At 64.9% G+C, this 26,071-nt stretch carries 34 protein-coding genes and 1 tRNA gene; 21 read left to right on the top strand and 14 right to left on the bottom strand.

The features are described from left to right. The first annotated feature begins 232 nt into the window (after positions 1-232). From OZN62_RS08110 to OZN62_RS08090, 5 genes are all read left to right on the top strand, one after another. Positions 233-406 (top strand): YdcH family protein, encoded by a 174-nt coding sequence (locus tag OZN62_RS08110; protein WP_269099057.1) that lies wholly within the window; start codon positions 233-235, stop codon positions 404-406. A 104-nt stretch (positions 407-510) separates the two neighbouring features. Continuing rightward, positions 511-1,707 (top strand): Na+/H+ antiporter NhaA, encoded by a 1,197-nt coding sequence (gene nhaA / locus OZN62_RS08105; protein ID WP_269099056.1) that lies wholly within the window; start codon positions 511-513, stop codon positions 1,705-1,707. Between the two features lie 109 nt (positions 1,708-1,816). Further along, positions 1,817-2,116 carry a hypothetical protein gene (locus tag OZN62_RS08100; RefSeq protein ID WP_269099055.1) on the top strand — a complete coding sequence of 100 codons (300 nt, stop codon included), beginning with the start codon at positions 1,817-1,819 and terminating at the stop codon, positions 2,114-2,116. Between the two features lie 62 nt (positions 2,117-2,178). Beyond that, positions 2,179-2,352: a hypothetical protein gene (locus tag OZN62_RS08095; protein ID WP_269099054.1), complete on the top strand. Its 174-nt coding sequence runs from the start codon at positions 2,179-2,181 to the stop codon at positions 2,350-2,352. Positions 2,353-2,449: 97 nt separating this feature from the next. Continuing rightward, positions 2,450-2,704, top strand: a complete 255-nt coding sequence (locus OZN62_RS08090; RefSeq protein ID WP_269099053.1) for a YdcH family protein — start codon at positions 2,450-2,452, stop codon at positions 2,702-2,704. A 90-nt stretch (positions 2,705-2,794) separates the two neighbouring features. Here the strand turns inward: OZN62_RS08090 and OZN62_RS08085 are convergent, their stop codons facing one another. Further along, positions 2,795-2,953, bottom strand: coding sequence for a hypothetical protein (locus OZN62_RS08085; protein ID WP_269099052.1), 159 nt, complete (start codon positions 2,951-2,953; stop codon positions 2,795-2,797). Between the two features lie 140 nt (positions 2,954-3,093). Then, positions 3,094-3,867, bottom strand: a complete 774-nt coding sequence (gene ppk2, locus OZN62_RS08080; RefSeq protein WP_269099051.1) for a polyphosphate kinase 2 — start codon at positions 3,865-3,867, stop codon at positions 3,094-3,096. 83 nt (positions 3,868-3,950) lie between these two features. On the opposite strand from ppk2, the gene argB reads away from it, so the two are divergent. The 4 genes from argB to OZN62_RS08060 are packed head-to-tail and all read left to right on the top strand — an operon-like array spanning position 3,951 to position 6,638. Continuing rightward, positions 3,951-4,865: an acetylglutamate kinase gene (argB, locus tag OZN62_RS08075; RefSeq protein WP_269099050.1), complete on the top strand. Its 915-nt coding sequence runs from the start codon at positions 3,951-3,953 to the stop codon at positions 4,863-4,865. A gap of 53 nt (positions 4,866-4,918) precedes the next feature. Continuing rightward, positions 4,919-5,197: a YggT family protein gene (locus OZN62_RS08070; protein WP_330848734.1), complete on the top strand. Its 279-nt coding sequence runs from the start codon at positions 4,919-4,921 to the stop codon at positions 5,195-5,197. Positions 5,198-5,252: 55 nt separating this feature from the next. Further along, positions 5,253-6,011, top strand: a complete 759-nt coding sequence (locus OZN62_RS08065; protein WP_269099049.1) for a hypothetical protein — start codon at positions 5,253-5,255, stop codon at positions 6,009-6,011. A gap of 6 nt (positions 6,012-6,017) precedes the next feature. After that, a complete protein-coding gene (locus tag OZN62_RS08060) occupies positions 6,018-6,638 on the top strand; it encodes a MarC family protein (protein ID WP_269102134.1) in 621 nt (206 codons plus the stop codon). A gap of 234 nt (positions 6,639-6,872) precedes the next feature. On the opposite strand, the gene OZN62_RS08055 is transcribed toward OZN62_RS08060, so the two are convergent. Both OZN62_RS08055 and trxA read right to left on the bottom strand, forming a co-directional pair. After that, positions 6,873-7,484 (bottom strand): LON peptidase substrate-binding domain-containing protein, encoded by a 612-nt coding sequence (locus OZN62_RS08055; RefSeq protein ID WP_269099048.1) that lies wholly within the window; start codon positions 7,482-7,484, stop codon positions 6,873-6,875. Then, complete coding sequence (gene trxA, locus OZN62_RS08050; protein WP_269102133.1) at positions 7,481-8,401, bottom strand: thioredoxin; 921 nt, start codon at positions 8,399-8,401, stop codon at positions 7,481-7,483. The genes OZN62_RS08055 and trxA overlap by 4 nt, the downstream gene beginning before the upstream one ends. Before the next feature lie 217 nt (positions 8,402-8,618). Between trxA and OZN62_RS08045 the strand changes: the two genes are divergently transcribed. Then, positions 8,619-8,693 (top strand) — tRNA-Gly (locus OZN62_RS08045). Between the two features lie 35 nt (positions 8,694-8,728). Here the strand turns inward: OZN62_RS08045 and pyk are convergent. Continuing rightward, positions 8,729-10,189, bottom strand: a complete 1,461-nt coding sequence (pyk, locus tag OZN62_RS08040; protein WP_269099047.1) for a pyruvate kinase — start codon at positions 10,187-10,189, stop codon at positions 8,729-8,731. 44 nt (positions 10,190-10,233) lie between these two features. Here pyk and OZN62_RS08035 point away from each other — a divergent pair, with 44 nt between their 5' ends. From OZN62_RS08035 to OZN62_RS08005, 7 genes are all read left to right on the top strand, one after another. Next, positions 10,234-10,551, top strand: a complete 318-nt coding sequence (locus tag OZN62_RS08035; protein WP_269099046.1) for a DUF1244 domain-containing protein — start codon at positions 10,234-10,236, stop codon at positions 10,549-10,551. 103 nt (positions 10,552-10,654) lie between these two features. After that, positions 10,655-10,891, top strand: a complete 237-nt coding sequence (locus OZN62_RS08030; RefSeq protein ID WP_269099045.1) for a DUF2312 domain-containing protein — start codon at positions 10,655-10,657, stop codon at positions 10,889-10,891. Positions 10,892-10,976: 85 nt separating this feature from the next. Beyond that, complete coding sequence (locus OZN62_RS08025) at positions 10,977-11,723, top strand: YebC/PmpR family DNA-binding transcriptional regulator (RefSeq protein WP_269099044.1); 747 nt, start codon at positions 10,977-10,979, stop codon at positions 11,721-11,723. Positions 11,724-11,731: 8 nt separating this feature from the next. Next, positions 11,732-12,196, top strand: a complete 465-nt coding sequence (gene ruvC / locus OZN62_RS08020) for a crossover junction endodeoxyribonuclease RuvC (protein ID WP_269099043.1) — start codon at positions 11,732-11,734, stop codon at positions 12,194-12,196. A gap of 6 nt (positions 12,197-12,202) precedes the next feature. Next, positions 12,203-12,517 (top strand): antibiotic biosynthesis monooxygenase family protein, encoded by a 315-nt coding sequence (locus OZN62_RS08015; RefSeq protein ID WP_269099042.1) that lies wholly within the window; start codon positions 12,203-12,205, stop codon positions 12,515-12,517. Further along, positions 12,514-12,861 (top strand): ArsC family reductase, encoded by a 348-nt coding sequence (locus tag OZN62_RS08010; protein WP_269099041.1) that lies wholly within the window; start codon positions 12,514-12,516, stop codon positions 12,859-12,861. The genes OZN62_RS08015 and OZN62_RS08010 overlap by 4 nt, the downstream gene beginning before the upstream one ends. Next, positions 12,858-13,967: a glycerophosphodiester phosphodiesterase gene (locus OZN62_RS08005; protein WP_442864365.1), complete on the top strand. Its 1,110-nt coding sequence runs from the start codon at positions 12,858-12,860 to the stop codon at positions 13,965-13,967. Before OZN62_RS08010 ends, OZN62_RS08005 begins: the two co-directional genes overlap by 4 nt. Before the next feature lie 46 nt (positions 13,968-14,013). Here OZN62_RS08005 and ubiG read toward each other — a convergent pair whose 3' ends face one another. Beyond that, positions 14,014-14,751 (bottom strand): bifunctional 2-polyprenyl-6-hydroxyphenol methylase/3-demethylubiquinol 3-O-methyltransferase UbiG, encoded by a 738-nt coding sequence (gene ubiG / locus OZN62_RS08000; protein ID WP_269099040.1) that lies wholly within the window; start codon positions 14,749-14,751, stop codon positions 14,014-14,016. 55 nt (positions 14,752-14,806) lie between these two features. On the opposite strand from ubiG, the gene OZN62_RS07995 reads away from it, so the two are divergent. Then, complete coding sequence (locus tag OZN62_RS07995; RefSeq protein ID WP_442864364.1) at positions 14,807-16,087, top strand: aspartate kinase; 1,281 nt, start codon at positions 14,807-14,809, stop codon at positions 16,085-16,087. Positions 16,088-16,130: 43 nt separating this feature from the next. On the opposite strand, the gene OZN62_RS07990 is transcribed toward OZN62_RS07995, so the two are convergent. Then, positions 16,131-17,105 (bottom strand): hypothetical protein, encoded by a 975-nt coding sequence (locus OZN62_RS07990; RefSeq protein ID WP_269099039.1) that lies wholly within the window; start codon positions 17,103-17,105, stop codon positions 16,131-16,133. 131 nt (positions 17,106-17,236) lie between these two features. On the opposite strand from OZN62_RS07990, the gene OZN62_RS07985 reads away from it, so the two are divergent. Continuing rightward, positions 17,237-18,256, top strand: coding sequence for an NAD(P)H-dependent flavin oxidoreductase (locus OZN62_RS07985; RefSeq protein ID WP_269102130.1), 1,020 nt, complete (start codon positions 17,237-17,239; stop codon positions 18,254-18,256). A gap of 16 nt (positions 18,257-18,272) precedes the next feature. After that, on the top strand, positions 18,273-19,649 hold the full coding sequence (locus OZN62_RS07980; protein ID WP_269099038.1) for an amidohydrolase family protein: 1,377 nt from the start codon (positions 18,273-18,275) through the stop codon (positions 19,647-19,649). Here the strand turns inward: OZN62_RS07980 and OZN62_RS07975 are convergent, their stop codons facing one another. Both OZN62_RS07975 and ligM read right to left on the bottom strand, forming a co-directional pair. Continuing rightward, positions 19,650-20,330, bottom strand: coding sequence for an alpha/beta fold hydrolase (locus tag OZN62_RS07975; RefSeq protein WP_269099037.1), 681 nt, complete (start codon positions 20,328-20,330; stop codon positions 19,650-19,652). Positions 20,331-20,431: 101 nt separating this feature from the next. Then, positions 20,432-21,850 (bottom strand): vanillate/3-O-methylgallate O-demethylase, encoded by a 1,419-nt coding sequence (ligM, locus tag OZN62_RS07970; RefSeq protein ID WP_269099036.1) that lies wholly within the window; start codon positions 21,848-21,850, stop codon positions 20,432-20,434. Positions 21,851-21,966: 116 nt separating this feature from the next. Between ligM and OZN62_RS07965 the strand changes: the two genes are divergently transcribed. Beyond that, the gene (locus OZN62_RS07965) at positions 21,967-22,368 is read left to right on the top strand and encodes a VOC family protein (RefSeq protein WP_269099035.1); all 402 of its coding nucleotides are present in this window, start codon (positions 21,967-21,969) and stop codon (positions 22,366-22,368) included. Positions 22,369-22,409: 41 nt separating this feature from the next. Here OZN62_RS07965 and OZN62_RS07960 read toward each other — a convergent pair whose 3' ends face one another. From OZN62_RS07960 to OZN62_RS07940, 5 genes are all read right to left on the bottom strand, one after another. After that, on the bottom strand, positions 22,410-22,802 hold the full coding sequence (locus OZN62_RS07960) for a hypothetical protein (RefSeq protein ID WP_269099034.1): 393 nt from the start codon (positions 22,800-22,802) through the stop codon (positions 22,410-22,412). A gap of 89 nt (positions 22,803-22,891) precedes the next feature. Continuing rightward, positions 22,892-23,641 carry a VIT1/CCC1 transporter family protein gene (locus OZN62_RS07955; protein ID WP_269099033.1) on the bottom strand — a complete coding sequence of 250 codons (750 nt, stop codon included), beginning with the start codon at positions 23,639-23,641 and terminating at the stop codon, positions 22,892-22,894. Between the two features lie 4 nt (positions 23,642-23,645). After that, positions 23,646-24,065, bottom strand: coding sequence for a universal stress protein (locus OZN62_RS07950; protein WP_269099032.1), 420 nt, complete (start codon positions 24,063-24,065; stop codon positions 23,646-23,648). Between the two features lie 20 nt (positions 24,066-24,085). Further along, positions 24,086-24,988, bottom strand: coding sequence for a TauD/TfdA dioxygenase family protein (locus OZN62_RS07945; protein WP_269099031.1), 903 nt, complete (start codon positions 24,986-24,988; stop codon positions 24,086-24,088). 69 nt (positions 24,989-25,057) lie between these two features. Next, positions 25,058-26,065: a zinc-dependent alcohol dehydrogenase family protein gene (locus OZN62_RS07940; protein ID WP_269099030.1), complete on the bottom strand. Its 1,008-nt coding sequence runs from the start codon at positions 26,063-26,065 to the stop codon at positions 25,058-25,060. Positions 26,066-26,071 lie beyond the last annotated feature (6 nt).

The raw sequence follows: 26,071 nt of genomic DNA, 5'->3' as shown, positions 1-26,071 counted from the left end.
ATCTTCGATAGTCCCCACCTCCTTTAGTCCCCCAAAACCGATTCCGCTTGAAATCGGACCGAATCGCTCTAATTAGGAAAACGCGGACCGGGCCCCTCTGGCGGGTGTCTCCCAGGCACTCGTGATGTCGGACCGCATCGGACAGCCGATGCGTGTTTGACGGGTGCCTCGCCGCTCCCCAGCAAAACCACCGGCTGACCGATCACCCTGCAACCCTTTTGGGAGAACAAGGATGACGGCCCGTTTCTACAAGCTCACCGAGCTGCACCAGAAGCTCGACTCCGCGCTGCGGCGCGAGATCAAGCGGCGTGCGCCGGACCAGTTCAAGGTCATGACGCTGAAGCGTCGCAAGCTGCGGGTGAAGGACCTGCTCAACCGTCTTACGCGCCAGCCCTCCGCGGGCTGAGCGCGTGCGAAAGGCGGGCGGGGCGCAGTCCCATCCCTTCCCTCCCCTCCCTGCGCCTTGCCCGCCTTTCGCTTTCTTTTGACCGCCAGCCGGAGCGGCCTCCCATGATCAACACCGTCACCCCCATGCTGCGCGACTTCATGCAGAAGGAAAGCGCCGCCGGAATCACCCTGATCGTTGCCGCCGCGCTGGCGCTGGCGATCGCCAACTCGCCCTTCGCGGCGCAATACTTCGGCGTGCTGCAGGTGCCCGTTGTGGCCGGCATCGGCTCCGGCGTGATCGACAAGCCGCTGCTGCTGTGGATCAACGACGGACTGATGGCGGTGTTCTTCTTCCTCGTCGGGCTGGAGGTGAAGCGCGAGGCGCTGGTCGGCCAGCTCAACAGCTGGGACAAGGCCAGCCTGCCGCTGGTCGCCGCGCTGGGCGGCATGGCCGTGCCCGCCGCGATCTACCTCACCTTCAACCTCGGCAGCCCCGAAAACCTGGCCGGCTGGGCCATTCCGGCGGCGACCGACATCGCCTTTGCGCTGGGCATCCTCACCCTGCTGGGGCCGCGCGTGCCGGTGGCGCTGAAGGCGCTGCTGCTGGCCATCGCCGTGATCGACGATATCGGCGCCATCGCCATCATCGCCATGTTCTACACCGCCGAGACGGACCTCACCATGCTGCTGGGCGCGGCCATCACGCTGGCGATGCTGGCCATGGTCGGCCGGGCGCGGGTCGCTTCCGCCATTCCCTATGTGCTGCTGGCGATCGTGCTGTGGGTCTTCGTGCTCAAGTCCGGCGTCCATGCCACGCTGGCCGGTGTTGCCGCCGCCATGTGCGTGCCCATCCGTGCCGGGGACGAACGTCCGCTGGAGCACATGGAGCATGCGCTGCACCCGTGGGTGGCCTTCCTCGTCATCCCCATCTTCGGCTTCGCCAATGCCGGCGTCTCGCTGGCGGGCGTGGGGCTGGACGCGCTGCTGGCGCCGTTGCCGCTGGGCATTGCCGCTGGTCTGCTGATCGGCAAGCAGCTGGGCATCTTCGGCTTCGCCTATGTCGCGGTGAAGACCGGCGCGGCGAGCCTGCCCGAGGGGGTCAACTGGCGACAGGTCCACGCGCTCTCGCTGCTGGCCGCCATCGGCTTCACCATGAGCCTGTTCATCGGCAACCTCGCCTTCACTGACCCCGAGCAGATCCGCGCGGTGAAGATCGGCGTGCTCAGCGGCTCGCTGGTGGCGGCACTGGCCGGCTACCTGCTGCTACGCGCCACGCTGGCGGAGCCGGCAGGCGAGGGCCGGCTGGCCCGCGCGACCTAGCAACCTCCCAAACCTGTAACGCGTCGGTTGCAGCCAATACTGGTAAGACCCCGCTGGAATTTCGTCGAATCTGCTGCCAATGCAACGCTTCGGAATGTGGGAGAAATCGATGAAATTTAAACTTCTCGTGACCGCCGCACTTGCCTTTGCTGCGGGTGTGAGTGTGCCAGCCATTGAGGCGAATGCGCAGTTCAGCTTCTGCTCCCAACCCCTGGCGCCATCGACCTACCTTACGAAGCCGCGCACGCCATTCTGCGCAACAACCCGCAGCTGCTCGCAGTGGGAGGTCGATAGCTACCAACGCCAAGTGGATGACTATTTCCGGGCCCTGCGTCGCTACGCAAACGAGGTCGATGACTACTACAACGACGCGCAGCGCTACATATCCTGCATGGCCGACCTCGATTGATCCGCAAACCGCCCGTTGCGCACCTTAACATATTGACAGCTATTTGTTTTTAGCCTGGCGCCATGGGGAAAGTCACCCGCCTCGACCCGAAGACCCCGCGCCGTCTGGACGAGACCGTCTTCACCGGCAACGGCCTGCGGCTGGCACCGCAGGTCGTGCGCGAAAATGTGCGCTGGTTCGGCGTGACAATGGTGGTGCTGCCACTGGGTGCTTTCTGGCTGGTGTTCTTCTGGTGAGCTTGCAGTCGCGCGATTGACGCAGCGCAAAGCCCGGGCCCGGCCGGGGAGCTAGCGCGAAGACAACGCACAGCCTTTTACAGCGGAAGGAACCTACATGTCCCAGCACACCCCGAACGAGCTGACCGAGATCTTCAAGCGCGACCATGACCTGGTCACCCGGCTGAAGACCGAGGATGCGCACTATGCGCGGCTTGCCGACGACTATCACGAGGTGAACCGCGAGGTGCACCGGATCGAGGCAGAGACCGAGGCTGCCAGCGACGAGCGTACCGAGGCGCTGAAGAAGAAGCGGCTCAAGCTGCTCGACGAGATTACCGCCATCATCAACAAGGCGCGTGCGGAGGCCTGACCCCGCAGACTCATTCGCACGATTTGTGAACGAAGAAAGGGCGGCCCTTGCGGGTCGCACTTTTCCATATCCGGTGCGGTAAGACTTGGCCTAGGTCTGCTTGATACGCGGTTCCGAGCGGCGATCGAGCCCGCTGCGGCGTTCGCCCTTGCGACGATCCGGAAACGGAATCGGCATCTGGCGCTTGCGCCGGTCGCCGTTCTGACGGCGGCCAGCCATCAGGTCCTCGCTGTCGTTGGTATCACTCATCCAGGCCCCCAAAGTCTCCGTGGTCCCTCGTCACGGTTCGAGGCGTGTAAATTACGCAAATATCTGTTTGAATTTAGTTAACACTCTTGGCCGCGCAACTATTCGACAACCAGAGGCCTACATAGTTGTCGACCTGCGGATCAGTCCTCGACCGGGAATGACGGGATCGGCTTGATGTGGTCGAACTCCTCCGTCAGCGGCGGATGGCCCAGTTGCGGCCAGTCGAGCGGTTCGTCCGCCACCTGCGTATCGGGCAGCCGGTCCAGCAGGTCGCGGATCAGCGTCAGGCGGCCCAGCTTCTGGTCGTTGTAGTCGACCACCGTCCACGGCGCGTGGGCGGTGTGCGTGGCCTTGAACATGGCTTCCCGCGCGGCGGAATACTCGGCGTACTTGGTGCGACTGGCGACGTCGATCGGCGACAGCTTCCAGCGCTTCAGCGGATCTTCCAGCCGCTCGGCAAAGCGTTCCTCCTGCGCCTCCTGGCTGGCGGAGAGCCAGTACTTGAACAGGCGGATGCCATCGTCGACCAGCAGCTTCTCGAAAGTCGGCACCTCGTGCAGGAACTTCTCGACCTGCTCGTCGGTGGCGAAGCCCATCACCTTCTCCACGCCGGCGCGGTTGTACCAGGAACGGTCGAACAGCACGATCTCGCCGGCGGCGGGCAGGTGCGGGACGTAGCGCTGGAAATACCACTGGGTGCGTTCCATCTCGCTTGGCTTGGGCAGCGCGACCACGCGCAGCTGCCGCGGATTGATACGCTCGCTGATGGCCTTGATCGTGCCACCCTTGCCGGCGGTGTCGCGCCCCTCGAACAGTACGCAGATGCGTTCGCCATGCGCCTTGGCCCAGCGGGCCATGGCCACCAGCTCGTGCTCCAGCGGCTCGAGCAGCTCTTCGTATTGGTCGCGTTTCATGGCTCAAGCTTGTCCCAAAGCCGCGCGCCTCCTGCAAGCGGCTATTGGCGAGGGGGCACAGGCGGGCTAATGCGCTGCCCACTATGACCGACCCGACCCATGAGAGAATGCTGGCGAAAGCCGAAACGCTGATCGAGGCGCTGCCCTATTTCCAGCGCTACGCGGGGCGCAGCTTCGTGGTGAAGTACGGCGGCCACGCCATGGGCGATCCCGAGGCGGCGCAGGACTTTGCCGAGGATATCGTGTTGCTCAAGGCGGTCGGCATCAACCCGGTGGTGGTGCACGGTGGCGGCCCGCAGATCGGCGCCATGCTGAAGAAGCTGGGCGTCGAAAGCCAGTTCGTCGACGGGCTGCGCGTTACCGACAAGGAAACCGCCAGCGTCGCCGAAATGGTGCTGTCGGGTGCGATCAACAAGGAACTGGTCGGCTGGATTACCCAGTCGGGCGGCCGCGCGCTGGGCATTTCCGGCAAGGACGGCAAGATGGTCACCGCCCGCAAGGTGGAACGCACCGTCAAGGACCCGGACAGCAATATCGAGCAGGCGGTGGACCTCGGCTTCGTGGGCGAGCCGGCGACTGTCGACACCACCATCCTCGAAACCGCCAGCAAGGCCGGGATGATCCCGGTCGTCGCTCCCATCGCGGCGGGCGCGGACGGCCAGACCTACAACATCAATGCCGATACCATGGCCGGCGCCATCGCGGCGGCACTGGGCGCGGCGCGGTTGTTCCTGCTGACCGACGTTTCCGGCGTGCTCGACAAGCAGGGCAAGCTGCTGACCGACCTGCGCCCGGCGGATATCGCCAGGTTGCAGCAGGACGGCACCATCAGCGGCGGTATGATCCCCAAGCTGGAGACCTGCGTCCACGCCGTGGAAGGCGGCTGCGAGGCGGCGGTCGTGCTCGACGGGCGCGTGCCGCATGCCATGCTGCTGGAATTCTTCACCAGCCGCGGTGCCGGCACGCTGATCAGCGCCGAGGAACTTGGCCCGGCTTGACCTGTATTAGCCGCGTGATACGCTTCAACCCAATTCAACCTTAGGAGACCGGCGTGCTCGCCCTGATCCAGATTCTTTCGATGATTGCCCAGGCGATCGTGTTCCTGGTGATCATCCAGTTCATCATCGGCCTGCTGTTCTCGTTCAACGTCATCAGCGGCCGCAACGAATTCCTGATGCAGGTTTTCCAGTCGATCAATTCGCTGCTCGATCCGCTCCTGCGGCCGATCCGCCGGCTGATGCCCGACACCGGCGCCATCGATTTCAGCCCGCTGGTGCTGATCCTGGCGCTGAACGCGGTGATCTATATCCTGGCAGACGTTGCCCTGTGAGGCCGGGCCGCTTGAGGCTTTGACAAATCGCCGGGGCGAGCGCAGGGGCGCGGGGATGATCCTGCGCTTCTCCATCGCCGCAATCGCCGTCACCGCGCTGGTGGCCTGCTCTTCTCCGACGCAGCAGCGCATCAGCCGCGAACGGCGCGCAGCGACCCAGTTCCTCGAACGGCAAGGCTCCATCGGCGATCCGGGCCGCGTGGCCGCAGCCGACTTCGCCTTTGCCAAGATGGCGCGCGAGCAGGGCACCTGGACGGCCTTTCGCGAATATGCCGCCGGCGATGCGATGATGGATGCTCCGGGCGGTTTTGCCTCGGCCAGCGAACTGCTGGCGGGGTTGGCAGACCCGGCCGAACCCATCCGCTGGGCGCCGACCCACGTGTGGTCGAGCTGCGATGGCACGCTGGCCGTCTCGCTTGGCCGGTTCCTGCGCCCCAACGGACTGGTCGGTGACTACGTTACCGTGTGGGAATTGCAGTCCGACAACAGCTACAGGTTCATCTACGACACCGGTACGCCCGACGATCCGCAGCCGGAACCGCAGCCCGAAGAGGAACTGCCCGAGGATGCCATAATCGTCGAAGGCATGACCTCGATCGAGGGTCGCGTGGCCGATTGCCAGCCTGCCGCCGGGCAGAGCGCCTTGCCGCTGGCCATCACCGGTGAAGCGACGCAGGCTTCAACCTCGCGCGATTCCAGCCTCACCTGGCAATCCATCCTGAACGCCGACGGTTCGCGCACGGTCACCGCGCACTACCTGCGCGATGGCGCGTGGCAGCGCGTGATCGAGCTTGAAATCCCGGCAGGGGAATAGGCCATGCTGATCCAGCTCTTCATTTCCGCCTTCATCACCCTGTTCGTGGTAATCGACCCGCCAGGCTGCGCGCCGATCTATGCCGGGCTGACCAAGGGGGCGAGTGGCCGCCAGCGTGCCGTGATGGCGATCCGCGCCAGCGTGATCGCGGCCATCATCCTGCTGATCTTTGCCCTGTTCGGGGAAGACCTGCTCTCGGCGCTGCACATCGAGCTCAACGCCTTCCGCATCGCGGGCGGGCTGATGCTGTTCTGGATCGCCTGGGAAATGGTGTTCGAGAAGCGCACCCAGCGCCGCGAGGAACGCGCCGAACGCGCCACGCGAGAGCACGTGGAGGACGTCTCCGTCTTCCCCATGGCCATGCCCATGCTGGCCGGTCCCGGTGCCATCGCCGCGATCATGCTGCTGATGAACGAGGCTGAAGGGCTGGAACAGTCGCTGGTGGTGCTTGGCGCACTGGCCGCGGTGCTGGTCATCACCATGCTCGCCCTGATCGCCGCCGGTCCGCTGATCAAGCTGCTGGGCGACCGCGTGGAAGCCGTGATCACCCGCCTGCTGGGCGTGCTGCTGGCGGCGCTGGCCGCGCAGTACGTGATCGACGGGTTACGCGGCGCGTTTAATTTGTAATTTGTCTCATGCGCCCACATCCGTGGGCGCGTCCTCGGTGCTGTTCGCTCCGCTTCGCTGCGCGGCACCTGCGGGCGGGCGTTCGCCCTTGCGGGCTTGCAGCCCGAACCCAGCAAGTTGCTCGAAACGTCGTGTTGGAACGGCCCAAGGGGCCGCAAGCGCAATCGCGCGCCCGCAGCGGGCGCAGCTTGCTGCGCATCTAGCGAGGACGACCGCGCGGAGGCGCGGTCGAAACTACTGAAGAGTCACATGCTCGTCGTCGGGATCGCTCTTCCCGAAGAACTCCATCAGCTGCACCAGCAGGTCGCAGCGTTCGCGCAGGTTGGGGGCTTCCAGCAGGGCCTGCTTGGCCGCTGCATCGAAGGGCGCGATTTGCGAGACGCCGTTGATCAGCGAAACATCGTCGAGCCGGGCGACCGAATCCCAGTCGATGGCATAGCCCTGGCTGTCGGCGAACTTGCGTGCCTCGTGTTCGAAGCTGGCGCGTTCGCCCAGGGTGAGGAACTCTTCCTCGGGTTCCTCGATCAGTTCGGCCTCGACCTGACGGAAAGGGGTGGTGACATCCAGCTCGCGAATGACGCGGAAGCGCGCCGCGCCGGTCAGCACGATGTTGTAGCGCCCGTCCTCGCTGGTCTCGACGTCGTCGATCTTGCCGACGCAGCCGATATTGTAGAGCGGCGCGCTTTCCAGGCTGTCGGTCGGCTGGATCATGCCGATCAGCCGGTCACGCGCCAGGGCGTCGCCCACCATGGCGCGATAGCGCGGTTCGAAGATGTGCAGCGGCAGCTGCAGGTCGGGGAACAGGATGGCGCCCGTCAGGGGGAAGATGGAAAGGCGCAGGCTCATCCGAACAGCAGCAGGCTCAGCTTGCGGCGCTGGGTCGAGACCCAGGGGTCTTCCAGCCCGACGGCTTCGAACATCTGCAGCAGCTTGGCCTTGGCCGGGCTTTCGCCCTCGCCCTCGCGCGCGGCGATGGAGCGCAGCAGCACTTCGGCGGCCTCGTCACGCTCGCCGGCGGCGAAGGCGGCTTCGGCGAAGGCCAGCTGCGCCTCGGCATCGGCGGGACTCTCCGCCGCGGCCTGGCGCAGGTTGTCCAGTTCGCCCTGGTCCACCTGCGTGCCCGCCAGCTCCAGTGCGCTGTGCGCCTGCACGACAAGCGGATCGTCCTTCAGGTCCTGCGGCATGGCGTCATAGGCCTGCTTGGCGGTATCGGCCTGCCCGGCCGCGACCAGTGCGCGAATCAGGCCGGAAGCGACTTCCGGCTTGTCCGGCGCCATCTGCGACAGCTGCATGAAGACCGAAGCGGCGCGTTCGGCATCGCCTTCGGCCAGCAATTGCTCGCCCATGCCCACCAGCTGGTCGAGATCGGGCTGCTGCTGGCCGCCGTTGGCATCGTCGGCGGCCCCTGCCTTCACCGGCAACTGCTGCAGCAGCTGGTCGAGTGCCTGCTTTAGCTGCGATTCGCTGCGCATCGGGGTCAGGTCCGCCACCGGCTGGCCCTGGAACATGGCGTAGACGGTGGGAATCGACTGCACCTGGAACTGGCTGGCGATGAACTTCTCTTCATCGACATCGATCTTGGCCAGCACCACGCCCTTGTCGGCATATTCGGCCGCGACCTTTTCCAGCACCGGGGCCAGCGCCTTGCAGGGCCCGCACCATTCGGCCCAGAAATCGACGATCACCAGCTTGGTCTGGCTGGGTTCGACCACCTGCTTGCGAAAACGGTCGACTGCCTTCTGTTCGTCGAGATTCAGTCCCATGCTGGCCAAGGTTATGCTCCTGCTGTGTGCCGCTCTGTGCGTTTGTGTAACCGCCCATGTGGCGATTTTCGGCCCATTGTGAAGGGCAAAGCGGCCCGGCGGCAAGCCTTCGCGACATTCGGCACGTTTTGCTGCATTTTTGCCCTTGATAGGCCAAAGACTCGCTGCTAACTGCGCCGCTCCCCACCCGGGATCACCTTCCGGGTAGCGCCAGTGAGCGGGCGTAGCTCAGGGGTAGAGCATCACCTTGCCAAGGTGAGGGTCGGGCGTTCGAATCGCCTCGCCCGCTCCATTCACTTCCAGATCGACGATTGCACCGGCGGGGCTTCAGCCCTCGCCGTCGTAGTGCTCCAGCTCGTTGCCCTTCACGGTGACGACGTGGACGAGGTTCGTCGCGCCGGCCACGCCGAAGGGCACACCCGCCATCATCGCGATTCGCGCGCCTTCGCCGGCAAAGCCGTGGCGCAGGGCCATGCGCTTGCCCTTGGCGATCATCTCCTCGAAGCTGCCGATGTCCTTGGTGGCGACCGGGTGGCCGCCCCACAGCAAGGCCACGCGCCGGGCCACGCGCATGGACGGCGTCAGCACCATCAGTGGCACGGCCGGGCGTTCGCGCGCGACGCGGCGGGCGCTGCTGCCCGAGCAGGTGAAGACGGCGATGGCATTGATCTTCACCGTGTCGGCAATCGTCATGCAGGCATGGGCCAGCGCGTCGGCCGTGGTGGGGTCGGGCGGCGTTTCCAGCATGCGCACGCGCTGCTTGTAGCCCTCGTCCCGCTCCACCTGGCGAGCGATGGAATCCATCATCAGCACGGCTTCCTCGGGCCAGGCACCGGCAGCGGTCTCCGCGCTCAGCATGACGCAGTCCGCGCCGTCGTAAACGGCATTGGCGACGTCGGAGACTTCGGCGCGCGTCGGGGCGGGGCTCTCGATCATCGATTCGAGCATCTGCGTCGCCACGATCACCGGCTTGCCTGTCAGGCGCGTGGCATTGACGATCTTCTTCTGCAGCGGCGGCACTTCCTGCGGCTCCAGCTCCACGCCCAGGTCTCCGCGAGCGACCATGATGCCATCGGCCAGCTCGATGATCTCGTCGAGGCGGCGCACCGCCTGCGGTTTCTCGATCTTGGCGCAGAGCGCGCCGTAGCCGCCCATCAGCTTGCGCGCTTCGGCCAGGTCGTCCGGGCGCTGCACGAAGGACAGGCCGATCCAGTCCACGCCATGTTCGATGGCGAAGGCGAGGTCGCGCCGGTCCTTGTCGGTGAGGGCGGGGATGGGAATCTCCGCATCGGGCACGTTCACGCCCTTGCGGTCCGAAATCACGCCGCCGACCTCGGCCTTGCAGGTGATGGAATCGAGCCCGACCTGCTTCACCCGCAAGCGGATCTTGCCGTCGTTCACCAGCAGCCGCTGGCCTTCCTCCACCACGTCGAAGATTTCCGGATGCGGCAGTTCGACGCGCGTGGCATCGCCCGGCTCTTGCGAGCGGTCGAAGGTGAATTCCGCCCCGTGGGGGATGGTGGCGCGGCCATCGGCAAACTTGCCCACGCGCAGCTTCGGGCCCTGCAGGTCCGCGAGAATGGCGATGGGGCGATTGTATTCCTTTTCCAGCGCGCGGATCGCGGCGATGGTTTTGGCGTGGACCTCGTGCTCGCCATGGCTCATGTTGACGCGGAAGGCATCGGCCCCGGCAAGCAGCAGGTTGCGCAGCATGTCCGGATCGGAACTGGCCGGACCAGTGGTGGCGAGGATCTTGACCTTGCGGCGACGCGGTTCGAGTTTTGCCATGCCCCCGCCTATGACAGGCGAACAAGACAAGACAAGGACGAAAAATGAGCGATACCCGCGATCCCCTCGAGATGTTGCCCGACGATGTGGCCGCCGCGGCCTTCCGTCGGCTGGTGCGCCACCTGCGCTATCGGCACGATGCGCAGAACATCGAACTGATGGGACTGGCAGGTTTTTGCCGGAATTGTCTGGCCGACTGGATTCGCGATGCCGGCTACGATGGCGACAAGGCCATGGCGCGCGAACTGATCCACGGCATGCCGATGGACCGGTGGAAGACCGAGTACCAGAGCGAGGCGACGCCCGAGCAGCTCGAACGCATGGAAGCGAGCCTGAAGAAGAACCGCCCCGATCTGCGTTAGGGCCGATCTGCGCTAGGGAAAATTCGCCAAGCCTGTTTCGGCCCGCCAGCGGCTGGGCTAACGAGCGGCCAACCGATTCTCAAAACACTGGAGCATTACCCCCATGGCCGAAGCCACCGACGACCGCCTGCGCCTGCTGATCGAGCGTATCGAGCGCCTCGAAGAAGAAAAGAAGGGCATCGCCGACGACATTCGCGACGTCTATTCCGAGGCCAAGGCAGTCGGCTACGACACCAAGATCATGCGCCAGATCGTGCGTCTGCGGAAGATGGACCACAACGATCGCAGCGAGATGGAAATGATCCTCGATACCTACAAGGCCGCGCTCGGCATGGGGTAAGTCCCCAAGCCTCCTAGGCGTTGATAGGAAGACGGGGCTGGGCTAGGCCCCGTTTTCATTTTCAGGACCCCGCAGAAGAAGCACCATGGCAGGCCATTCCAAATTCAAGAACATCATGCACCGCAAGGGTGCGCAGGATAAGAAGCGTTCCAACCTGTTCTCCAAGCTGAGCCGCGAAATCACCGTGGCCGCGAAGATGGGCACGCCCGATCCGGACATGAACCCGCGCCTCCGCCTGGCGGTCAACACCGCCAAGGCGCAGTCCATGCCCAAGGACAACATCCAGCGCGCCATCGACAAGGCGAGTGCGCAGGACGGCGAGAATTACGAAGAGGTCCGCTACGAGGGTTACGGCCCCGGCGGCAGCGCGATCATCGTCGAGGCGCTGACCGACAACCGCAACCGCACGGCCACCAACGTGCGCAACTGCTTCGCCAAGAACGGCGGCAATATGGGCACCGAGGGTTCGGTTGCTCACGGCTTCGAACGCAAGGGCCTGATCGAGTATCCGGCCAGCGCGGGCGACGAGGAAACCGTGCTAATGGCTGCCATGGAAGCGGGTGCCGACGACATCGAGAGCACGGAAGATGGCCACACCATCTGGACCGAGGCCACCGCGCTGCACGAAGTCGCCAGCGCGATGGAAAAGGCATTGGGCGAGGCCGAGAATGTCAAGCTGGCGTGGAAGCCCAACCTTACCGTCGAGCTGGACGAAGGCGCGGCAGGTACCCTGCTCAAGCTGATCGACGCGCTGGACGACGATGACGACGTGCAGACCGTCTGGGGCAACTACGACATCTCCGACGAGGTGATGGAGAAGATCGGGAACTGAGTCCGGCGATGATTATCCTCGGCCTCGATCCCTCGCTCAGCTGCACCGGCTGGGGCGTGGTGCGGGCCGAGGGCAGTCGCATCAGCCACGTCGCCAATGGCGAGGTGAAGACCGACGCCAGGGCGCCGATGGCGGCGCGCCTCAACCACCTGCACGATGCCATTGCTGCGGTGATCGCCACCCATGCGCCTGACCGGGCGGCGTGCGAGGAAGTCTTCGTCAACAAGAACCCGCAGTCGACGCTGAAGCTGGCGCAGGCGCGTGGTGCGGTGCTGGCAGCTTGCGGTGCAGCCAGCCTGGACGTGTTCGAACACGCGGCGCGCAAGGTGAAGAAGGCCGTGGTCGGCACCGGCGGGGCAGACAAGGCGCAGGTACAGGCCATGCTGAAAGTGCTGTTGCCCGGCGTGCAGGTGGTCGGCGCCGATGCGGCAGACGCACTGGCGGTTGCCATCGCCGACGCACACCTCGGATAAGGCGCCATGTTCCTCGTGGTCTTCCGCAACCGCAAGCGCGCCGACATCGACCAGGCCGCCTACGATGCACGGGCGGAGGAGATGGAGGCGATGGCGCGGCAACAGCCGGGCTTCCTCTCCTTCAAGAGCTATGTCGCCGACGACGGCGAAGTGGTGGCCATGTCCGAATGGCAGGACGAGGCATCGGCACGGGCGTGGGGCAAGGTGGCCGAACACCGCGTGGCGCAGGCAGAGGGCCGCGCGCGCTATTATGCGGACTACACGCTGTACGCCTGTAACAATCCGCGCACACACAGCTTTGCAGCAAAGGACGAACAGTGATCCATTTCTACGGCATCCCCAATTGCGACACGGTGAAGAAGGCGAGGCTGTGGCTGGAGGCGCAGGGCATCGACTACACCTTCCACGATTACAAGAAGGAAGGGGCCGACGCGGCCAAGGTGGCCGCATGGATCGCTGCCAAGGGCGTGGACACGGTGTTGAACAAGCGTGGCACCACCTTCCGCAAGCTGTCCGATGCGGAGAAGGCGCAAGCTGACGAACCGGCCAGCGCGGCGACATTGCTGGTAAAGAACCCCAGCATGATCAAGCGCCCGGTGGTGGAGCATGACGGCGGGCTGCTGGTCGGCTTCAAGGTCGACGACTGGGAAACGGCCTTGGCATGAGATATCTGCCGGCCTTCCTCGCGCTGGCGCTTGGTTCACTGGGGGTGACAATGCCCGTCGAGGCGCAGGAGGAGGACGGCATGCTGGTTATCGCCCATCGCGGAGCAAGCGGAGATCGCCCCGAACATACGCTGGCCTCCTACGAGCTAGGCGTGCGGCAGGGTGCCGATTACATCGAGCCGGACCTGGTGGTGACGAAGGATGGCGTGCTGGTAGCGCGGCACGAGAACGACATCTCGGGCACCACCGATGTCGACCAGCGCCCCGAATTCGCCAGCCGCCTGACCACCCGCGTGATCGACGGGGAAGAGGTGACCGGCTGGTTCACCGAGGACTTCACTTTGGCCGAGCTGCGCACGCTGCGCGCCCGCGAACGTTTGCCGGAGCTGCGGGTTTCCAACACGGCCTTTGACGGTCTCTACCAGGTGCCGACGCTGGCCGAGATCATCCGGCTGGTGCGGGCGCTGGAGGCCGAGACCGGCCGTCGCATCGGCCTCTATCCCGAACTGAAGCACCCCAGCTATTTCGCCAGCATCGGACATAACACTGCGGACCTGCTGGTCACCCAGCTGCACGCGGCAGGCTATCGCTCCGCGGATGACCTGGTGTTCATCCAGAGCTTCGAGGTCGGCGTGCTTGAACGGCTGAAGGGGATGACGGACCTGCGCCTGATCCAGCTGGCCGAGCCTGACGGCGGACCGTTCGACCGGGGCGAACTCAGCTATGCGCAGATGCTGACGCCGGATGGCCTGAACGACATCGCCCGCTATGCCGACGGCATTGGCGTGGCCATCACGCTGCTGCTGGACGATCAGGGCGATTCAACCGGTCTCACCGAGAATGCCCATGCCGCCGGGCTGCTGGTGCACGGCTGGACCATGCGCAAGGAGAACCATTTCCTGCCGCCGATGGCGCGCAGTGGCTCCGATCCCGCAGTCAGCGGTTGCGACGCGGCGGTGCTGGCGGCCCTGCATGGCATCGGCGTGGACGGCGTGTTTTCCGACGACCCCGGTCGTGCTGTGAACTGGCAAGCCGTGCTCACCGGCGAGGAATGCCGCGCCCTGCGGTCGGCACAGGCGCAGGCACAGTCTGGAGCCGAGGAGTAGGAAGACGAGGAGGAACGCTCGCTCCTCCATGCCGATCATTCCCTGATCAGGCGTGCGTCGCCGTCACGATGTAGTTGAGTGACATGTCGGCCGACAGGTGCAGCCCCTTGGTCGGCAGCCAGCTGATCCCCCGCGGCTGACCCATGGTCAGGCCAGCGTCGGTCAACAGCGCCTCCAGCTCCTCCGGCGTCACGAAGTCTTCCCAGTGGTGCGTGCCCTTGGGCACCGCGCCCAGCGCCTCGGCCGCGCCGATCAGTAGCGTGCGGCTGGCGAGCGTGCGGTTGGGGGTGGAGAGCACCATCAGTCCGCCGGGGGCGAGGTGCGCGGCGAGCTGGCAGACGAACTCCGCCTTGTCCTCGACATGCTCGATCACTTCCATCGAGGTGACGAGGTCGAACTGGCCGAGGCCCAGCGTGCCCAGCTCTCCGGGAATGTAGCGGATATCGAGGCCCGCGCCATCGGCATGGGCGGCGGCGGCCTGCGTGTTCTCCGGGCTGGCATCGACGCCGGTGACGTCCGCACCCAGGCGGGAAAGCGGCTCACACAGTAACCCCGCGCCGCAACCGACGTCGAGCGCGGTCTTGCCCGTCAGCGGCTTCACGCTCTCGATATCGCCGCCCCAATGCAGGTCCACCGCCTCGCGCAGGAAGGCGAGGCGTACGGGGTTCAGCTTGTGCAGCATGGCGGAGGAACCCGCCGGGTTCCACCAGTCCGCCGCCAGCGCGCCGAAATGCGCGGCTTCGGCCGGACGGATAGTTGCATTTGTGACATTTGCGTCGGACATAAGGTCCCACTAACAGCGCGCAGGCATTCGACCAATAGGCACAAAGGGGGGCAGTTTGGCCCGCATAGTGATGAAATTCGGCGGCACCTCGGTGGCAGGCACCGAGCGGATCCGACGCGTGGCGAATATCGTCCGCGCGCAGGCGGCCGGCGGCAACCAGGTTGCCGTCGTCGTGTCCGCCATGGCCGGCGAGACCGACCGGCTGGTGAACTTCTGCCGCGAGGCAAATCCGCTCTACGATCCCGCCGAATACGACGTGGTGGTATCCAGCGGCGAGCAGGTCACGGCCGGCCTGCTGGCGCTGACCCTGCAGGCCATGGGCTGCAAGGCGCGCAGCTGGCTGGGCTGGCAATTGCCGGTGAAGACCTTTGCCAACCATGCCAATGCCCGCGTCGACGATATCGAGGCGGATCGCCTGCTGGCGTCGATGGAGCAGGGCGAGATCGCCATCATTCCCGGCTTCCAGGGCGTGTCCGACGATGGCCGCATCACCACCATGGGGCGCGGCGGGTCCGACACCTCGGCCGTGGCCGTGGCAGCAGCCATCAAAGCCGATCGCTGCGACATCTACACCGACGTCGACGGCGTCTACACCACCGACCCGCGCATCGTCGCGCGGGCCCGCAAGATCAAGTACGTCTCGTTCGAGGAAATGCTCGAACTGGCCTCGGTCGGTGCCAAGGTGCTGCAGACCCGTTCGGTCAGCCTCGCCATGAAGCACAACGTGCGCGTGCAGGTGCTGTCGTCCTTCGTCGACGAAAGCTCCCCGCCCGCCGATACCCTGCCCGGCACCATGATCGTGTCGGAAGCAGAGATGCAGGAAATCCTGGAGAACACAGATATGGAACGTCAGTCCGTCACCGGCATCGCCCACGACAAGAACGAAGCCCGCGTGGTGCTGACCCGCGTGCCCGACAAGCCGGGGGCGGTGGCCGATATCTTCACCCCCTTGGGTGAGGCCGGCATCAACGTCGACATGATCATCCAGAACGTGGGCCGCGACAAGGGCGAGACCGACGTGACCTTCACCGTGCCGCAGGCGGAACTGGCGCGCGCCCAGGCGCTGCTGGAGAACCTGCGCGACAAGATCGGCTTCAACCGCGTGATCACCGACAGCAAGGTGGCCAAGGTCTCGGTCGTGGGGATGGGCATGAAGAGCCATGCGGGCGTCGCCGCCACCATGTTCAAGGCGCTGGCCGATCGCGGCATCAACGTGCAGGCGATCTCCACCTCGGAAATCAAGGTTTCCGTGCTGATCGACGAGGACGAAACCGAACTGGCCGTGCGCGTGCTGCACACGGCCTATGGGCTGGACGCGGAGGAAGAGGCGGCCTGATCCCAGTCCCCCCGGTCAGGGACCAGGCCACAGGACCGGCTGGCTACTTTCCGCCGCCGGCGAACTGCACCACGTACACCGAGCAGACGTCGACGTTGCGTTGCTCCAGCTCGCGTCCGTCGGCGAGGCGGGCCATGAAGTCGAAGCGGCAGGCGCCGGAGCCGTCATCGACGGTCACGTTCCAGTCCTGCATGTTGGCCAGCACGCCCGAACCAAGCCGGTCCTCGCCCCAGTTGCTGGCGGCGACGTTCGACCAGTAGAGATACATGATCGTCTGGCCGGTGCGGTTCTGGATGGAAATGTCACGGTTGTAGCCGTCGCCCGATCCGCGCGCGGCCACGGTGCGATCCTGCACCACGTCTTCCAGCTGCACCACATAGCGGTTGTAGACATCGCCCAGGTTGGTGGTGGTCAGCTCGAATTCCTCGCACTCGACGCCGCTGCGGCGGTAGAGCGTGGTGCTGGTCTGATCGGTCAGGTCGTAGTCGGAATGAACGATCTCCCCGCGCGAATTGCGGATCACGAAATCGAGATCGGTGTCGCCGTCGCCGCGCACGTCGATGCGCACCTGCGGCGAGCAGATATTCATCTCCACGCGGTGGGTGGAATTGGCATCCACACGGTAGCTGTCGGTGTCGATCGGGTTGCCGGTGTCGCTCTGGATGTTCTCCAGGCTGACGTCGAGCAGGTTCCACACCCCGCCCAGGTTGGTGGTGCGCAGGACGAACTCCTCGCACTGCACGTCGCTGCGGCGATAGAGGGTGGCGGAGCTGCGGTCGGACAGGCCGTAGTCCGAATGCACCGTCTCCCCGCGCGAGTTGGTGATGACGAAATCGAGGTCGGTGTCACCGTCGCCAGCCATCTCGATCCGCACGACCGGGTTGCAGATGCTGAGCTCGGTCGTGTGGGTGGAATTGGCGTCGATGCGGAAGGAGTCGGTCTGCGCCTGGGCAGCCTGCGGCAGGGCGGCCAGTCCGATAACGGCGCATGCCAGCGCGATGAACCTCTGGAAATTCATAGATATACCCCCGGCTTTGTCACCCGGCAGAGTGGAATCGCCAGGCAATCCGTGCTGCAATTGTTATGCGAGGGCAGTGGCAAGGGCAATATCATTGCCGCGCGCGCATGTCGCCACTAAAGACGCTGGCCATGACCAGCTATCCCAAGACGAGCGCGCTGATGGCGCGCGGCAGCGAATTTCTCGGCACCGAACATGCGATCCTGTGCGGCGCCATGAGCTGGGTGTCGGAGCGCAACCTTGTTTCGGCCATCAGCAATGCCGGTGGCTTCGGCGTGATCGCCTGCGGGGCGATGACGCCCGAACTGCTCGATACCGAAATCGCCGAGACGAAGAAGCTGACTGACAAGCCCTTCGGCGTGAACCTGATCACCATGCACCCGCAGTTGTTCGACCTGATCGAGGTCTGCACGAAGCATGGCGTGGGCCACGTGGTGCTGGCCGGCGGCATCCCGCCCAAGGGCAGCGTAGAGGCGATCAAGGCATCGGGCGCGAAGGTGCTGGTCTTCGCCCCCACGCTGGCGCTGGCGAAGAAGCTGCTGCGCTCCGGCGCGGATGCGCTGGTGATCGAGGGCAACGAGGCGGGCGGGCATATTGGCCCGGTGGCGACCTCGGTGTTGGCGCAGGAATTCCTGCCCGAACTGGCGGAAGACCATGTCGTCTTCGTCGCCGGCGGCATCGGCACCGGTGACATGATCGCCGCCTACCTGGAAATGGGCGCGTCGGGGGTGCAACTGGGCACCCGCTTCGCCTGCGCCAAGGAAAGCATTGCCCATCCCGACTTCAAGAAGGCCTTCTTCCGCGCCAAGGCCCGCGATGCGGAGACCAGCGTGCAGGTCGATCCGCGCCTGCCAGTGATCCCGGTACGCGCGCTGAAGAACAAGGGCACCGAGGAATTCTCCGCCAAGCAGCGTGAAGTCGCCAAGCTGCTCGACGAAGGCAAGGTCGACATGGGCGAAGCGCAATTGCAGATCGAGCACTTCTGGGCAGGTGCGCTGCGCCGCGCGGTAATCGACGGCGATGTCGAAGGCGGTTCGCTGATGGCGGGGCAAAGCGTCTCGCTGGTGACCGAGGAAGAGCCGGTGGCCGAGATCATCACCAAGCTGATGGAACAGAGCGAAGCGGCGCTGACGCGGCGCAACCGAGTCTGACATCGTGCAGGCGACGGTGCGTAGCCTTTTCGCCACCGCCTTGTTGGCGGCCGCGGTGCCGGCGGCGGCGCAGGATGCCCTGCTGCTGACCAATGTCGGTCCCGATGGCCATTCGATCTTCATCGAAGATGGCGTGATTGTCGCCAATGGCGGCAGCATCCTGCCGCCGGAAAAGGGGCGCACGGTCGATGTTGGCGGGGCCTTTGTCACGCCGGGCCTGATCGACATGCACGTGCACGTCTGGGGCGAGGCGGAGCTGGCCGCCTATCTCGCCCACGGTGTCACCACGGTTCGCAACCTGTCGGGCATGCCTTTCCACCTGCGCATGGCAGAAGCGATCGAGGCGGGCACGCTGGAGGGGCCGCGCCTGCTTACCAGCGGACCGATCCTCAATTCGCCCGGCCCCAATGCGCAGATCAATCATGTGATGGCAGCCACGGCCGAGGAGGCGCGCGCTGCCGTGCGGGCGCAGCATGAGGCCGGCTACACGCGGATCAAGCTCTATTCCAACCTGACCGGAGAGGCCTTTGCCGCCGCTCTGGCAGAAGCCGAGGCACTGGGCATGATGGTAACCGGTCACCCGGTGGAAGGCGCGCGCGAGGAGGGCATCCCGTTCGAGCGCGATTTCCTCGTCCCCATCGCCGACACGCTGGCTGCCGGGTTCGAGACCATCGAGCATACCGAGAGCATTGCCTTTCACGGGCTGCGCTCGACCACGGACCGCGAGGCAGGCGAGCAACTGGTGGCGGACCTTGTCGCAAGCGGTTCGCCGGTCACGCCGACGCTGGTGGCCCATCGCAACCTCGTGCGGGTGGCGGAAAGCCAGGGGGCCTATGCCAGCCGGACCGGGACCGAGTGGCTCAATCCCGTCACCCAGCAGACCGAGGCCGCGAACATCGCCGCCTGGGCATCACGTGACCCTGCCTACGAGGCCGGGCAAGCCGAGTTCTATTCCTGGATGACCGGGGCGATGCAGGATGCGGGCGTGCTGCTGGTCGCGGGCAGCGATGCCGGTATCTTCACCAATATTCCCGGCGACGCCCTGCACGACGAACTGGAGCTGCTGGTCGAAGCCGGACTGACGCCCGCCGAGGCCGTGGATACGGCCACCGCCAATGCCGCGCGCGTTCTGGGTGAGGAAGGCCGGCTGGGCTGCACCGGGGCAGGCTGCGCAGCGGAAATCGTCTTCACCGCTTGTGACCCGCGCGCCGACATTGCCTGTATCCGGCAGGTCGTGGGCGTGGTCCGCAACGGCCGCTGGCATGGCGAGGAGGACCTCGCCAATCTGCGCCAGCGCGCCTCGCGGCACGATGTGGAGCAGATCGTTACAGACCTCGTCGAGGGCATGGCCGCGCAGGGCACGCCGCTCGATCCGGCCATGCTCGGGATGTAATCAGCCGGCCAGGCCCAGCAGCACCCTCACCGTCAGGTCCGGGTCGTTCTGCATCACGAAGTGGTCCGTCGCCGTCTCGTGGTAATCCCAGCCCGCTTCCTTGGCCTTGGCAGCGAACCCGGCGAAGGGCGTGGGATCGTAGCCGGTGGCGAAGATGTAACTCTTCTTCGGGACCGCCTGCTCGTCGCCGCTGTAGGGAATCGCCTCCAGCAGCGTCAGCAGGGGGTGGAAGCCGACCACACCAGGCACGTGCTCGAAGTCGATCGAGCCGATGGGCGTGACATAGCCCGGCTGGTGCCGCTGGGTGTCGATATACCAGTTGTGCTCGAACTCGCCGGTGATGTCCCACAGCGACTGGTCACTTTCGGGCATGAAGGCATCGACATAGCAGATGGCGTCGATACGCTTGCCGAGCCGGCTGGCGACCGCAGAGATCACCATGCCGCCATAGGAATGACCGGCGATGATGAAGCGGTCGAAGCCTGCGGCTTCCACCTGTTCACAGACGGCATCGACATGGTCTGTCAGCGTGATGCCGGGATGCAGTTCGTCCTGGCGTGAACCGAGGCCGGGCAGGGTGCAGTTGAGCACACTGTGCCCTTCTGCCTCCAGCCGTGCCGGAACATCCCCCCAGGTGTGGTTGCCGCCCCAGGCCCCGTGGACGAGAACGAAATTGGCCATCAGCACTCTCCCTTCTGCTCTACGCTAATGTCCGGCACGAAAAAGGGGAGGCAGTTTGGCACTGCCTCCCCCAATTCGGTTAGCCGATTGGCTGCGAAGACTTACGAGAAAGTCTTCTTGGTGCGCCAGCCGGTGGCGTAGGTGTCGGCAGCCATCTTGCCGTAGGGCACCGGCGAGACGATGACCTTGACGTCCAGCTGCTTGTGCGGCTCGACCGTGGTCTTTTCCGTGCCGCCGTTTTCTTCACCCCAGGTGAGAGCGAGCTCGGTGCCCAGCGGAACGTCGGCGTCGACGAAGCCGAGCGACAGGGCCTTCTTCTCGTTCCACGAGTAGCCGGTGAACATCGACTTGCCGATCACGGTGCCGTCGGCGTCCTTCACAGCGTCGAAGCTGGAGTTGCCGTAGTTGGCCAGCGGCAGGTCGAAGAACTTGTACTGCTCGCCTTCCGGATCGAACATGGAACCGACGATCTTCTTCATGTCGTCCGCATTCCACTCGAAGGTCACCTTCTTGTAACGATCCTTGGTGCCGTCTTCTTCCATCTTCTTCAGTGCGTCGGCACCGATGAAGTCGTGGTCGAACTTGACGAACGGACCGTAACCCAGCTGGTACGGGTTGGTGTAGTAGTCTTCGATGTTGTCGGAGACGAACGAACCGGCGATCGAACCGGTGGCTTCGTAGCCATTGGCCGGCAGCCACTTGCGATAATCTTCCAGCTCGTCACCGGTGTAGATCGGAGGCAGCGGGCTGGGGATCCAGCCGGATTCCAGCGTGTTCGACGGGTAGGCGCGCGAACCGACCGGGATCAGGCCGAATTCTTCACCGGCTTCGAGGATCTTCTCGCGGACATATTCCTGCTCTTCGTACGGACCCCAGATTTCCAGGCCCGGCGAACCGGCCATGCCGTGACGCAGGGTGCGGATCGTCTTGTCGCCGATCTTCATCGTCGACATGTTGAAGAACTTCAGCTTGTCCAGCGGTTCGCCGTTCAGCTTCTCGATCACGTCCCAAGCGCGCGGGCCCTGGATCTGGAAACGCCAGGAGATGCGCTTCACCGGCTTGCCCATCGGGCGCGAGGGCGAACGCGGATCGTTGATGATGTCGACGTTGTAGCCGCCCTTTTCAGCCTGGTACATCAGCCAGTTCGCAGCAGGTGCGCGGCCGACATAGACATATTCTTCTTCAGCCAGGCGGAAGATGATGCCGTCGCCGATGACGTGGCCGTACGGCGTGGTCGGGACGTACTGCTTCGCCTTGTTGACTTCCCAGCCCTTGGACGAGTTGACCATCGTGTCCGACAGCAGCTTACCGGCGTCGGGACCGTTGATGTAGAGGTCGAACATGTGGTGCGACTGGTCGAACAGCACGGCGCCGTGCTGCCAGGCCCACTGCTCGTCACGCCAGTTGGAAAATTCCGGGGCGACGACGGGGTACACATAGGCACCGATCTTGTTGTTACGCAGCTGGCCGACGATGTCGCCGTTCGCTTTAGCCAGTACCTGTTCCAGATTGTCGGCCATTTTGGCTCCTCTCCATATTCATGAAAGAATCATATATGCGAAATTTGTATGCATCACATACAATATTCGGCTAGTGAGGCAAGGCCTAAAGGTAGCAAAACGTCAGGAGGCACCCTGTGAAGGTCGAAGCGCTGGATCACGTCAACATCATCACCGACCGGCTGGACGAGACGGCGGACTGGTATGCGGAGATGCTCAACCTCGAACGCCGCGACGGGCCGCCACCGCTGACGCCGCAGACCGCGCAATGGATGTTCGATGCTGAGGGGCGGGCGATCATCCACATCAATTCGGTCGATTGCGTGCGCGCCTATGACCGCGAGGTGCAGCCCGGCGCGCTGACCGGGGCGCTGCATCATGTCGCGTTGCGACTGGAGGGATACGAGGACATGAAGGCGCGCCTCGATGCCAAGGGCGCCGATTACCAGGAGAACCTGGTCGAGGCGATCAACCTGCGGCAGATCTTCACCGCCGACCCCAACAACGTGCTGCTGGAGCTGAACTTCTTCGCCGGCTGATCGACGCGGCCCCGGTTGCTGGCCGGCGCCGCGTTGCAGCGTCAGCCTTCGGTCGTCGCCGAAGGGTCGTAGGGTCGTACCGTCAGCGGTTCCCCGCCCTCGGGCGTCGCCGTGTAGGCGCCATCGGCGTCCGGCGGGGTCTCCGTGTAGCAAAGCGGCTGCGAACCGGCGACACGGGCGCGGAAACAGGTCTTGCCATCGACCACCGAAAGCTCGCCGGCCGCGGCCTGCGTCCCGTCGGGGGTAACCTGCGAATAGGTGCCGTCGGCATAGATGGTGACGATGGACGTGGTCCCGTCTTCCGCCGAGACTTCGTATATCCCGGCACTGGTACCATTCGCCGTTACGAAATCGGTGGTTTCGACAACCGGCTCGGTCTCTTCGGACGAACAAGCCGCAAGCACGATGCAAAGAGCGCATACCAGATTACGCATGACATTCTCCTCCTGGCGACCTCCGGGAAGCACAATATCACATATATGAAATGGTGGTAGCTAACGTCGCACGCTTGTGGGTAACCCGATCAGCCGGCCAGCCAGGCGTGCAGCAGGTGACCGGCGACATAGGCAAGCGCGGCGGCAACGCTGCCGATCGCGAAGGTGCGCAAGCCTGATCGCAGGGGCGATGTGCCCACAGTCAGGCCCTTTATGGTGCCCAGGGTAAAGAAGGTGACAGCCCCGAGAATGGCACTGACGATGAATGTCGTGTCGAAATCGGCGAACCCGAAGAGGAAGGGCAGCAGCGGGATCAGCCCGCAAAGCGAGAAGGCGACGAAGGTGGTCAGGCCGGCCCGGAAGGGGCGCGCCGACACGTCGCTCATCTGCAATTCCTCGGCCATCATCGTATCGACCCAGACCCGCCGGTCGGCGGTGATGACCCGGACGATCTCTTCCAGCGTCTCGTCCTCGAACCCTTTCTGCGCGAAGATCTCCCGGATCTCCCGCTCTTCCCCCTCGGGAAATTCGCGGATCTGCCATTCCTCGTCGGCGCGGCTGCGACGGACCTCTTCCAGCCGGGTCTTGGTGCCGAGATAGTTGCTGACCGCCATGCTGAAGCCGTCGGCCAGCAGGTTGGCGAAACCCAGGATGATGACCGTGGTGGCGCTCAGCTGACCGCCCGCACTGCCGGCGACTACGGCAAAGGTGGTGACCACGCCATCGACGCCACCCAGCATGAAATCGCCGAGCGGACTCTCGCCGCGCGGATTCCCGATCCGCTGGCGGATGGTGCGGGGGGCGTGTTCCTCATGCAGATCGCGCGACTTGCCCAGCATCGCGTCAGTCGCGCACGACGAAGACCGAGCACTTCGCGTGCCGGACAATGCGCGAGGTGTTGGTGCCGAGCAGCCAGTCCTGCATTTCCGGCCGGTGGGCGGACAGGACGATCAGGTCCACGTCGCCGCGTTCGGCCAGGGCCAGCACGCCGTTGGCGACCGAGCCCATGCCGACCTCGGTCTGCGCCTCGTCCAGCCCGAGCTCGTTCTTCAGCAGGATGAGCCGGGCGGCGGCCTTTTCCAGCAAGGCGTCGTAGGAGGGCGGCGACCAGCCCGCCTTCAGCATGGCGGCGTTATCGGGGACCACGGTGCAGAGAGTCAGCCTGGCGGCGAAATTCTCGGCCAGCTTGCGCGCTGTCTGGACGGCCTTGCCCCAGGAACTCGCCTCATCGAGATCGACCGGGACGAGGATATGCGAATACATGGCCGTCTCCAACTTGTTGCTCAGGCGGGCACTCCGCCTGCCGTGGTGGTGCGATACATCTCGCGGCGGAAGCCATCGTAGTCGTTCGGACCGAGGTGCATGGTCGCCGCATTGTCCCACATGCACACCATGCCCGGCCGCCAGCGCAGGCGGCAGGTGAAGGCATGCTGGATGGTGTGCTGGACGAGGAAGTCGATGATCGGCTTGGCCTCGTGCGTGGTCATCCCCTCGATGCCGACGGCATAGGTATCGCAGATATACAGCGCTTCCTCGCCGGTCTCGGGATGCTTGCGCACCAGCGGGTGGATACTGCCCTTGATGCCCTGCTCGTGCTTGGACTTGTCGCCGAACTGGATCGCGCCGTCGCCGCGCAGCTTGTTCTGCGTGGCGTAGTTGTTCGCCGCGCTCATGTGCACGCGCAGGGGACGCAGCATGTCCTGGTAGGTCTTGCTGAGGTGGCGGAAGGCCAGCGCGGTGTTGGTCCAGGTCGTGTCGCCGCCATAGGGCGGGCCTTCGACCTGCCGCAGCGTGGTGATGCTGGGCGGTTCGGGCAGGAAGGGGCTGTCGGTATGCCAGCCGCCGCCGAACAGCGACGGCGTCACCTCGTCCGCCTCCTTGATGATCGGGTGGACCTCTCGGTGCCCCTCAACCCCCTGTGTATAGGCATCGACCGCGAAGGGGCCGAGGCGGGCCGCGAACTCCTCATGTTCGGCATGCGAGAGGTGCTGGTCCCGCAGGTAGACCATCTTGTGCTTCCACAGCGCCTGCTTGAGGCTGGCGATGCCCTCGTCGGAAAGCTCGGGAAGGCGCACGCCGGTGATTTCCGCACCCATGGCCGCCGCCAGCGGCTCCACGCCGAAATGGTTCGACTTGAACGGGTGGTTGTCGAAATCGCCGCAAGGGCTGACGCGCACTTCCCACATGGTCTCTGTCCTCTCCCGCTACAGTGCGCGGATATCACGCCGTCGCGCCGCTCACCGCATTGATACGCCTCAACCCAGCGCGATCACCGTCTTGCCGAAGCTGTCCGGCCCCCAGCCATGGGCGTAGGCCTGGTCGGCTTCCTCGAAGGCGAAGGTCTTGCCGATCGGGAAGGTGATGTGATGCTTGTCGATGAAGGCGTTGAGGTCACGCGCCATGCGCGCCGAGCCGACGAAGATGCCGCGGATCGACGAGCCGGTGAACATCAGGGCGTGCGTGTCGGGCGGATCGCCCTGGGTGAGCACGCCGATCAGGGCGATTTCCGCCAGCATGGCGCAAGCGTCCATGCTCTGCTTCAGCGTGCCGGTCCCGCCGACCTCGATGATCTTGTCGGCCCCGCCGAAGGTATCGCGCACGTGCGCGCCCCATTCGGGGATGTCCTTGTAGTTGATGGTGTGGTCGGCACCGAGCGCCTTCACCTGCTCCAGCTTCTCGTCGGAGGAGCTGGTGGCAATCACTTCCGCGCCGGCTGCCTTGGCCAGCTTGAGCGCGATCAGCGACACGCCGCCGGTGCCCAGCACCAGCACCTTCTGCCCGGCCTTGAGCGGATTGCCGCCTTCGAACAGCGCGTTCCAGGCGGTGACGCCGGCACAGGGCAGGCACGATGCCTGCTGTTCGTCGAGGCTGCGCGCCATCGGGATGACGCCGTGTTCGGACAGCACGACCTTTTCGGCCAGCATGCCGGGTGCCTTGCCGTCGCCCAGTGCGGGGACGAACTTGGGCGGGCCGTCGATCCAGCCCTGGAAGAAGGTCGACTGCACCTTGTCGCCCACGCGTACCGACTTCACCCCTTCGCCGACGGCGACGATCTTGCCCGCACCATCGGACAGCGGCACCGACGGTTCGGTAATCGCACCGCCGAAATACTTGCCGCTGGCGACCGCGAAATCGCGGTAGTTGAGCGACCATGCGGTGGGCGCGACGACAACCTCGCCGGGACCAGGCTCGGGATCGGGCAGTTCGTCCAGATAGAGCTTGTCGAACCCGTCGGATCCTTCCGGCAGCAACCATGCACGCATTATCGT

It is taken from the genome of Aurantiacibacter sp. MUD11 (assembly GCF_026967575.1).
Lineage (GTDB): Bacteria > Pseudomonadota > Alphaproteobacteria > Sphingomonadales > Sphingomonadaceae > Alteraurantiacibacter.
Note: the sequence above shows the minus strand (reverse complement) of the source record. Positions and strands in the feature narration are given on the sequence as shown.

What these genes read in the sequence shown, in the direction of transcription:
- OZN62_RS07950 (WP_269099032.1), bottom strand. Translation starts at nt 24,065, where the DNA reads ATGTATTCGCATATCCTCGTCCCGGTCGATCTCGATGAGGCGAGTTCC.
- OZN62_RS07975 (WP_269099037.1), bottom strand. Translation starts at nt 20,330, where the DNA reads ATGGCCAATTTCGTTCTCGTCCACGGGGCCTGGGGCGGCAACCACACC.
- OZN62_RS07940 (WP_269099030.1), bottom strand. Translation starts at nt 26,065, where the DNA reads ATGCGTGCATGGTTGCTGCCGGAAGGATCCGACGGGTTCGACAAGCTC.
- trxA (WP_269102133.1), bottom strand. Translation starts at nt 8,401, where the DNA reads ATGGGACTGAATCTCGACGAACAGAAGGCAGTCGACCGTTTTCGCAAG.
- OZN62_RS08095 (WP_269099054.1), top strand. Translation starts at nt 2,179, where the DNA reads ATGGGGAAAGTCACCCGCCTCGACCCGAAGACCCCGCGCCGTCTGGAC.
- OZN62_RS07985 (WP_269102130.1), top strand. Translation starts at nt 17,237, where the DNA reads ATGACCAGCTATCCCAAGACGAGCGCGCTGATGGCGCGCGGCAGCGAA.
- OZN62_RS07960 (WP_269099034.1), bottom strand. Translation starts at nt 22,802, where the DNA reads ATGCGTAATCTGGTATGCGCTCTTTGCATCGTGCTTGCGGCTTGTTCG.
- OZN62_RS07990 (WP_269099039.1), bottom strand. Translation starts at nt 17,105, where the DNA reads ATGAATTTCCAGAGGTTCATCGCGCTGGCATGCGCCGTTATCGGACTG.
- OZN62_RS07945 (WP_269099031.1), bottom strand. Translation starts at nt 24,988, where the DNA reads ATGTGGGAAGTGCGCGTCAGCCCTTGCGGCGATTTCGACAACCACCCG.
- OZN62_RS08025 (WP_269099044.1), top strand. Translation starts at nt 10,977, where the DNA reads ATGGCAGGCCATTCCAAATTCAAGAACATCATGCACCGCAAGGGTGCG.
- ligM (WP_269099036.1), bottom strand. Translation starts at nt 21,850, where the DNA reads ATGGCCGACAATCTGGAACAGGTACTGGCTAAAGCGAACGGCGACATC.
- OZN62_RS08055 (WP_269099048.1), bottom strand. Translation starts at nt 7,484, where the DNA reads ATGAGCCTGCGCCTTTCCATCTTCCCCCTGACGGGCGCCATCCTGTTC.
- OZN62_RS08065 (WP_269099049.1), top strand. Translation starts at nt 5,253, where the DNA reads ATGATCCTGCGCTTCTCCATCGCCGCAATCGCCGTCACCGCGCTGGTG.
- ppk2 (WP_269099051.1), bottom strand. Translation starts at nt 3,867, where the DNA reads ATGAAACGCGACCAATACGAAGAGCTGCTCGAGCCGCTGGAGCACGAG.
- OZN62_RS08015 (WP_269099042.1), top strand. Translation starts at nt 12,203, where the DNA reads ATGTTCCTCGTGGTCTTCCGCAACCGCAAGCGCGCCGACATCGACCAG.
- OZN62_RS08110 (WP_269099057.1), top strand. Translation starts at nt 233, where the DNA reads ATGACGGCCCGTTTCTACAAGCTCACCGAGCTGCACCAGAAGCTCGAC.
- ruvC (WP_269099043.1), top strand. Translation starts at nt 11,732, where the DNA reads ATGATTATCCTCGGCCTCGATCCCTCGCTCAGCTGCACCGGCTGGGGC.
- ubiG (WP_269099040.1), bottom strand. Translation starts at nt 14,751, where the DNA reads ATGTCCGACGCAAATGTCACAAATGCAACTATCCGTCCGGCCGAAGCC.
- OZN62_RS08005 (WP_442864365.1), top strand. Translation starts at nt 12,858, where the DNA reads ATGAGATATCTGCCGGCCTTCCTCGCGCTGGCGCTTGGTTCACTGGGG.
- OZN62_RS08085 (WP_269099052.1), bottom strand. Translation starts at nt 2,953, where the DNA reads ATGAGTGATACCAACGACAGCGAGGACCTGATGGCTGGCCGCCGTCAG.
- OZN62_RS07955 (WP_269099033.1), bottom strand. Translation starts at nt 23,641, where the DNA reads ATGCTGGGCAAGTCGCGCGATCTGCATGAGGAACACGCCCCCCGCACC.
- nhaA (WP_269099056.1), top strand. Translation starts at nt 511, where the DNA reads ATGATCAACACCGTCACCCCCATGCTGCGCGACTTCATGCAGAAGGAA.
- OZN62_RS08100 (WP_269099055.1), top strand. Translation starts at nt 1,817, where the DNA reads ATGAAATTTAAACTTCTCGTGACCGCCGCACTTGCCTTTGCTGCGGGT.
- argB (WP_269099050.1), top strand. Translation starts at nt 3,951, where the DNA reads ATGACCGACCCGACCCATGAGAGAATGCTGGCGAAAGCCGAAACGCTG.
- OZN62_RS08035 (WP_269099046.1), top strand. Translation starts at nt 10,234, where the DNA reads ATGAGCGATACCCGCGATCCCCTCGAGATGTTGCCCGACGATGTGGCC.
- OZN62_RS08030 (WP_269099045.1), top strand. Translation starts at nt 10,655, where the DNA reads ATGGCCGAAGCCACCGACGACCGCCTGCGCCTGCTGATCGAGCGTATC.
- OZN62_RS08090 (WP_269099053.1), top strand. Translation starts at nt 2,450, where the DNA reads ATGTCCCAGCACACCCCGAACGAGCTGACCGAGATCTTCAAGCGCGAC.
- pyk (WP_269099047.1), bottom strand. Translation starts at nt 10,189, where the DNA reads ATGGCAAAACTCGAACCGCGTCGCCGCAAGGTCAAGATCCTCGCCACC.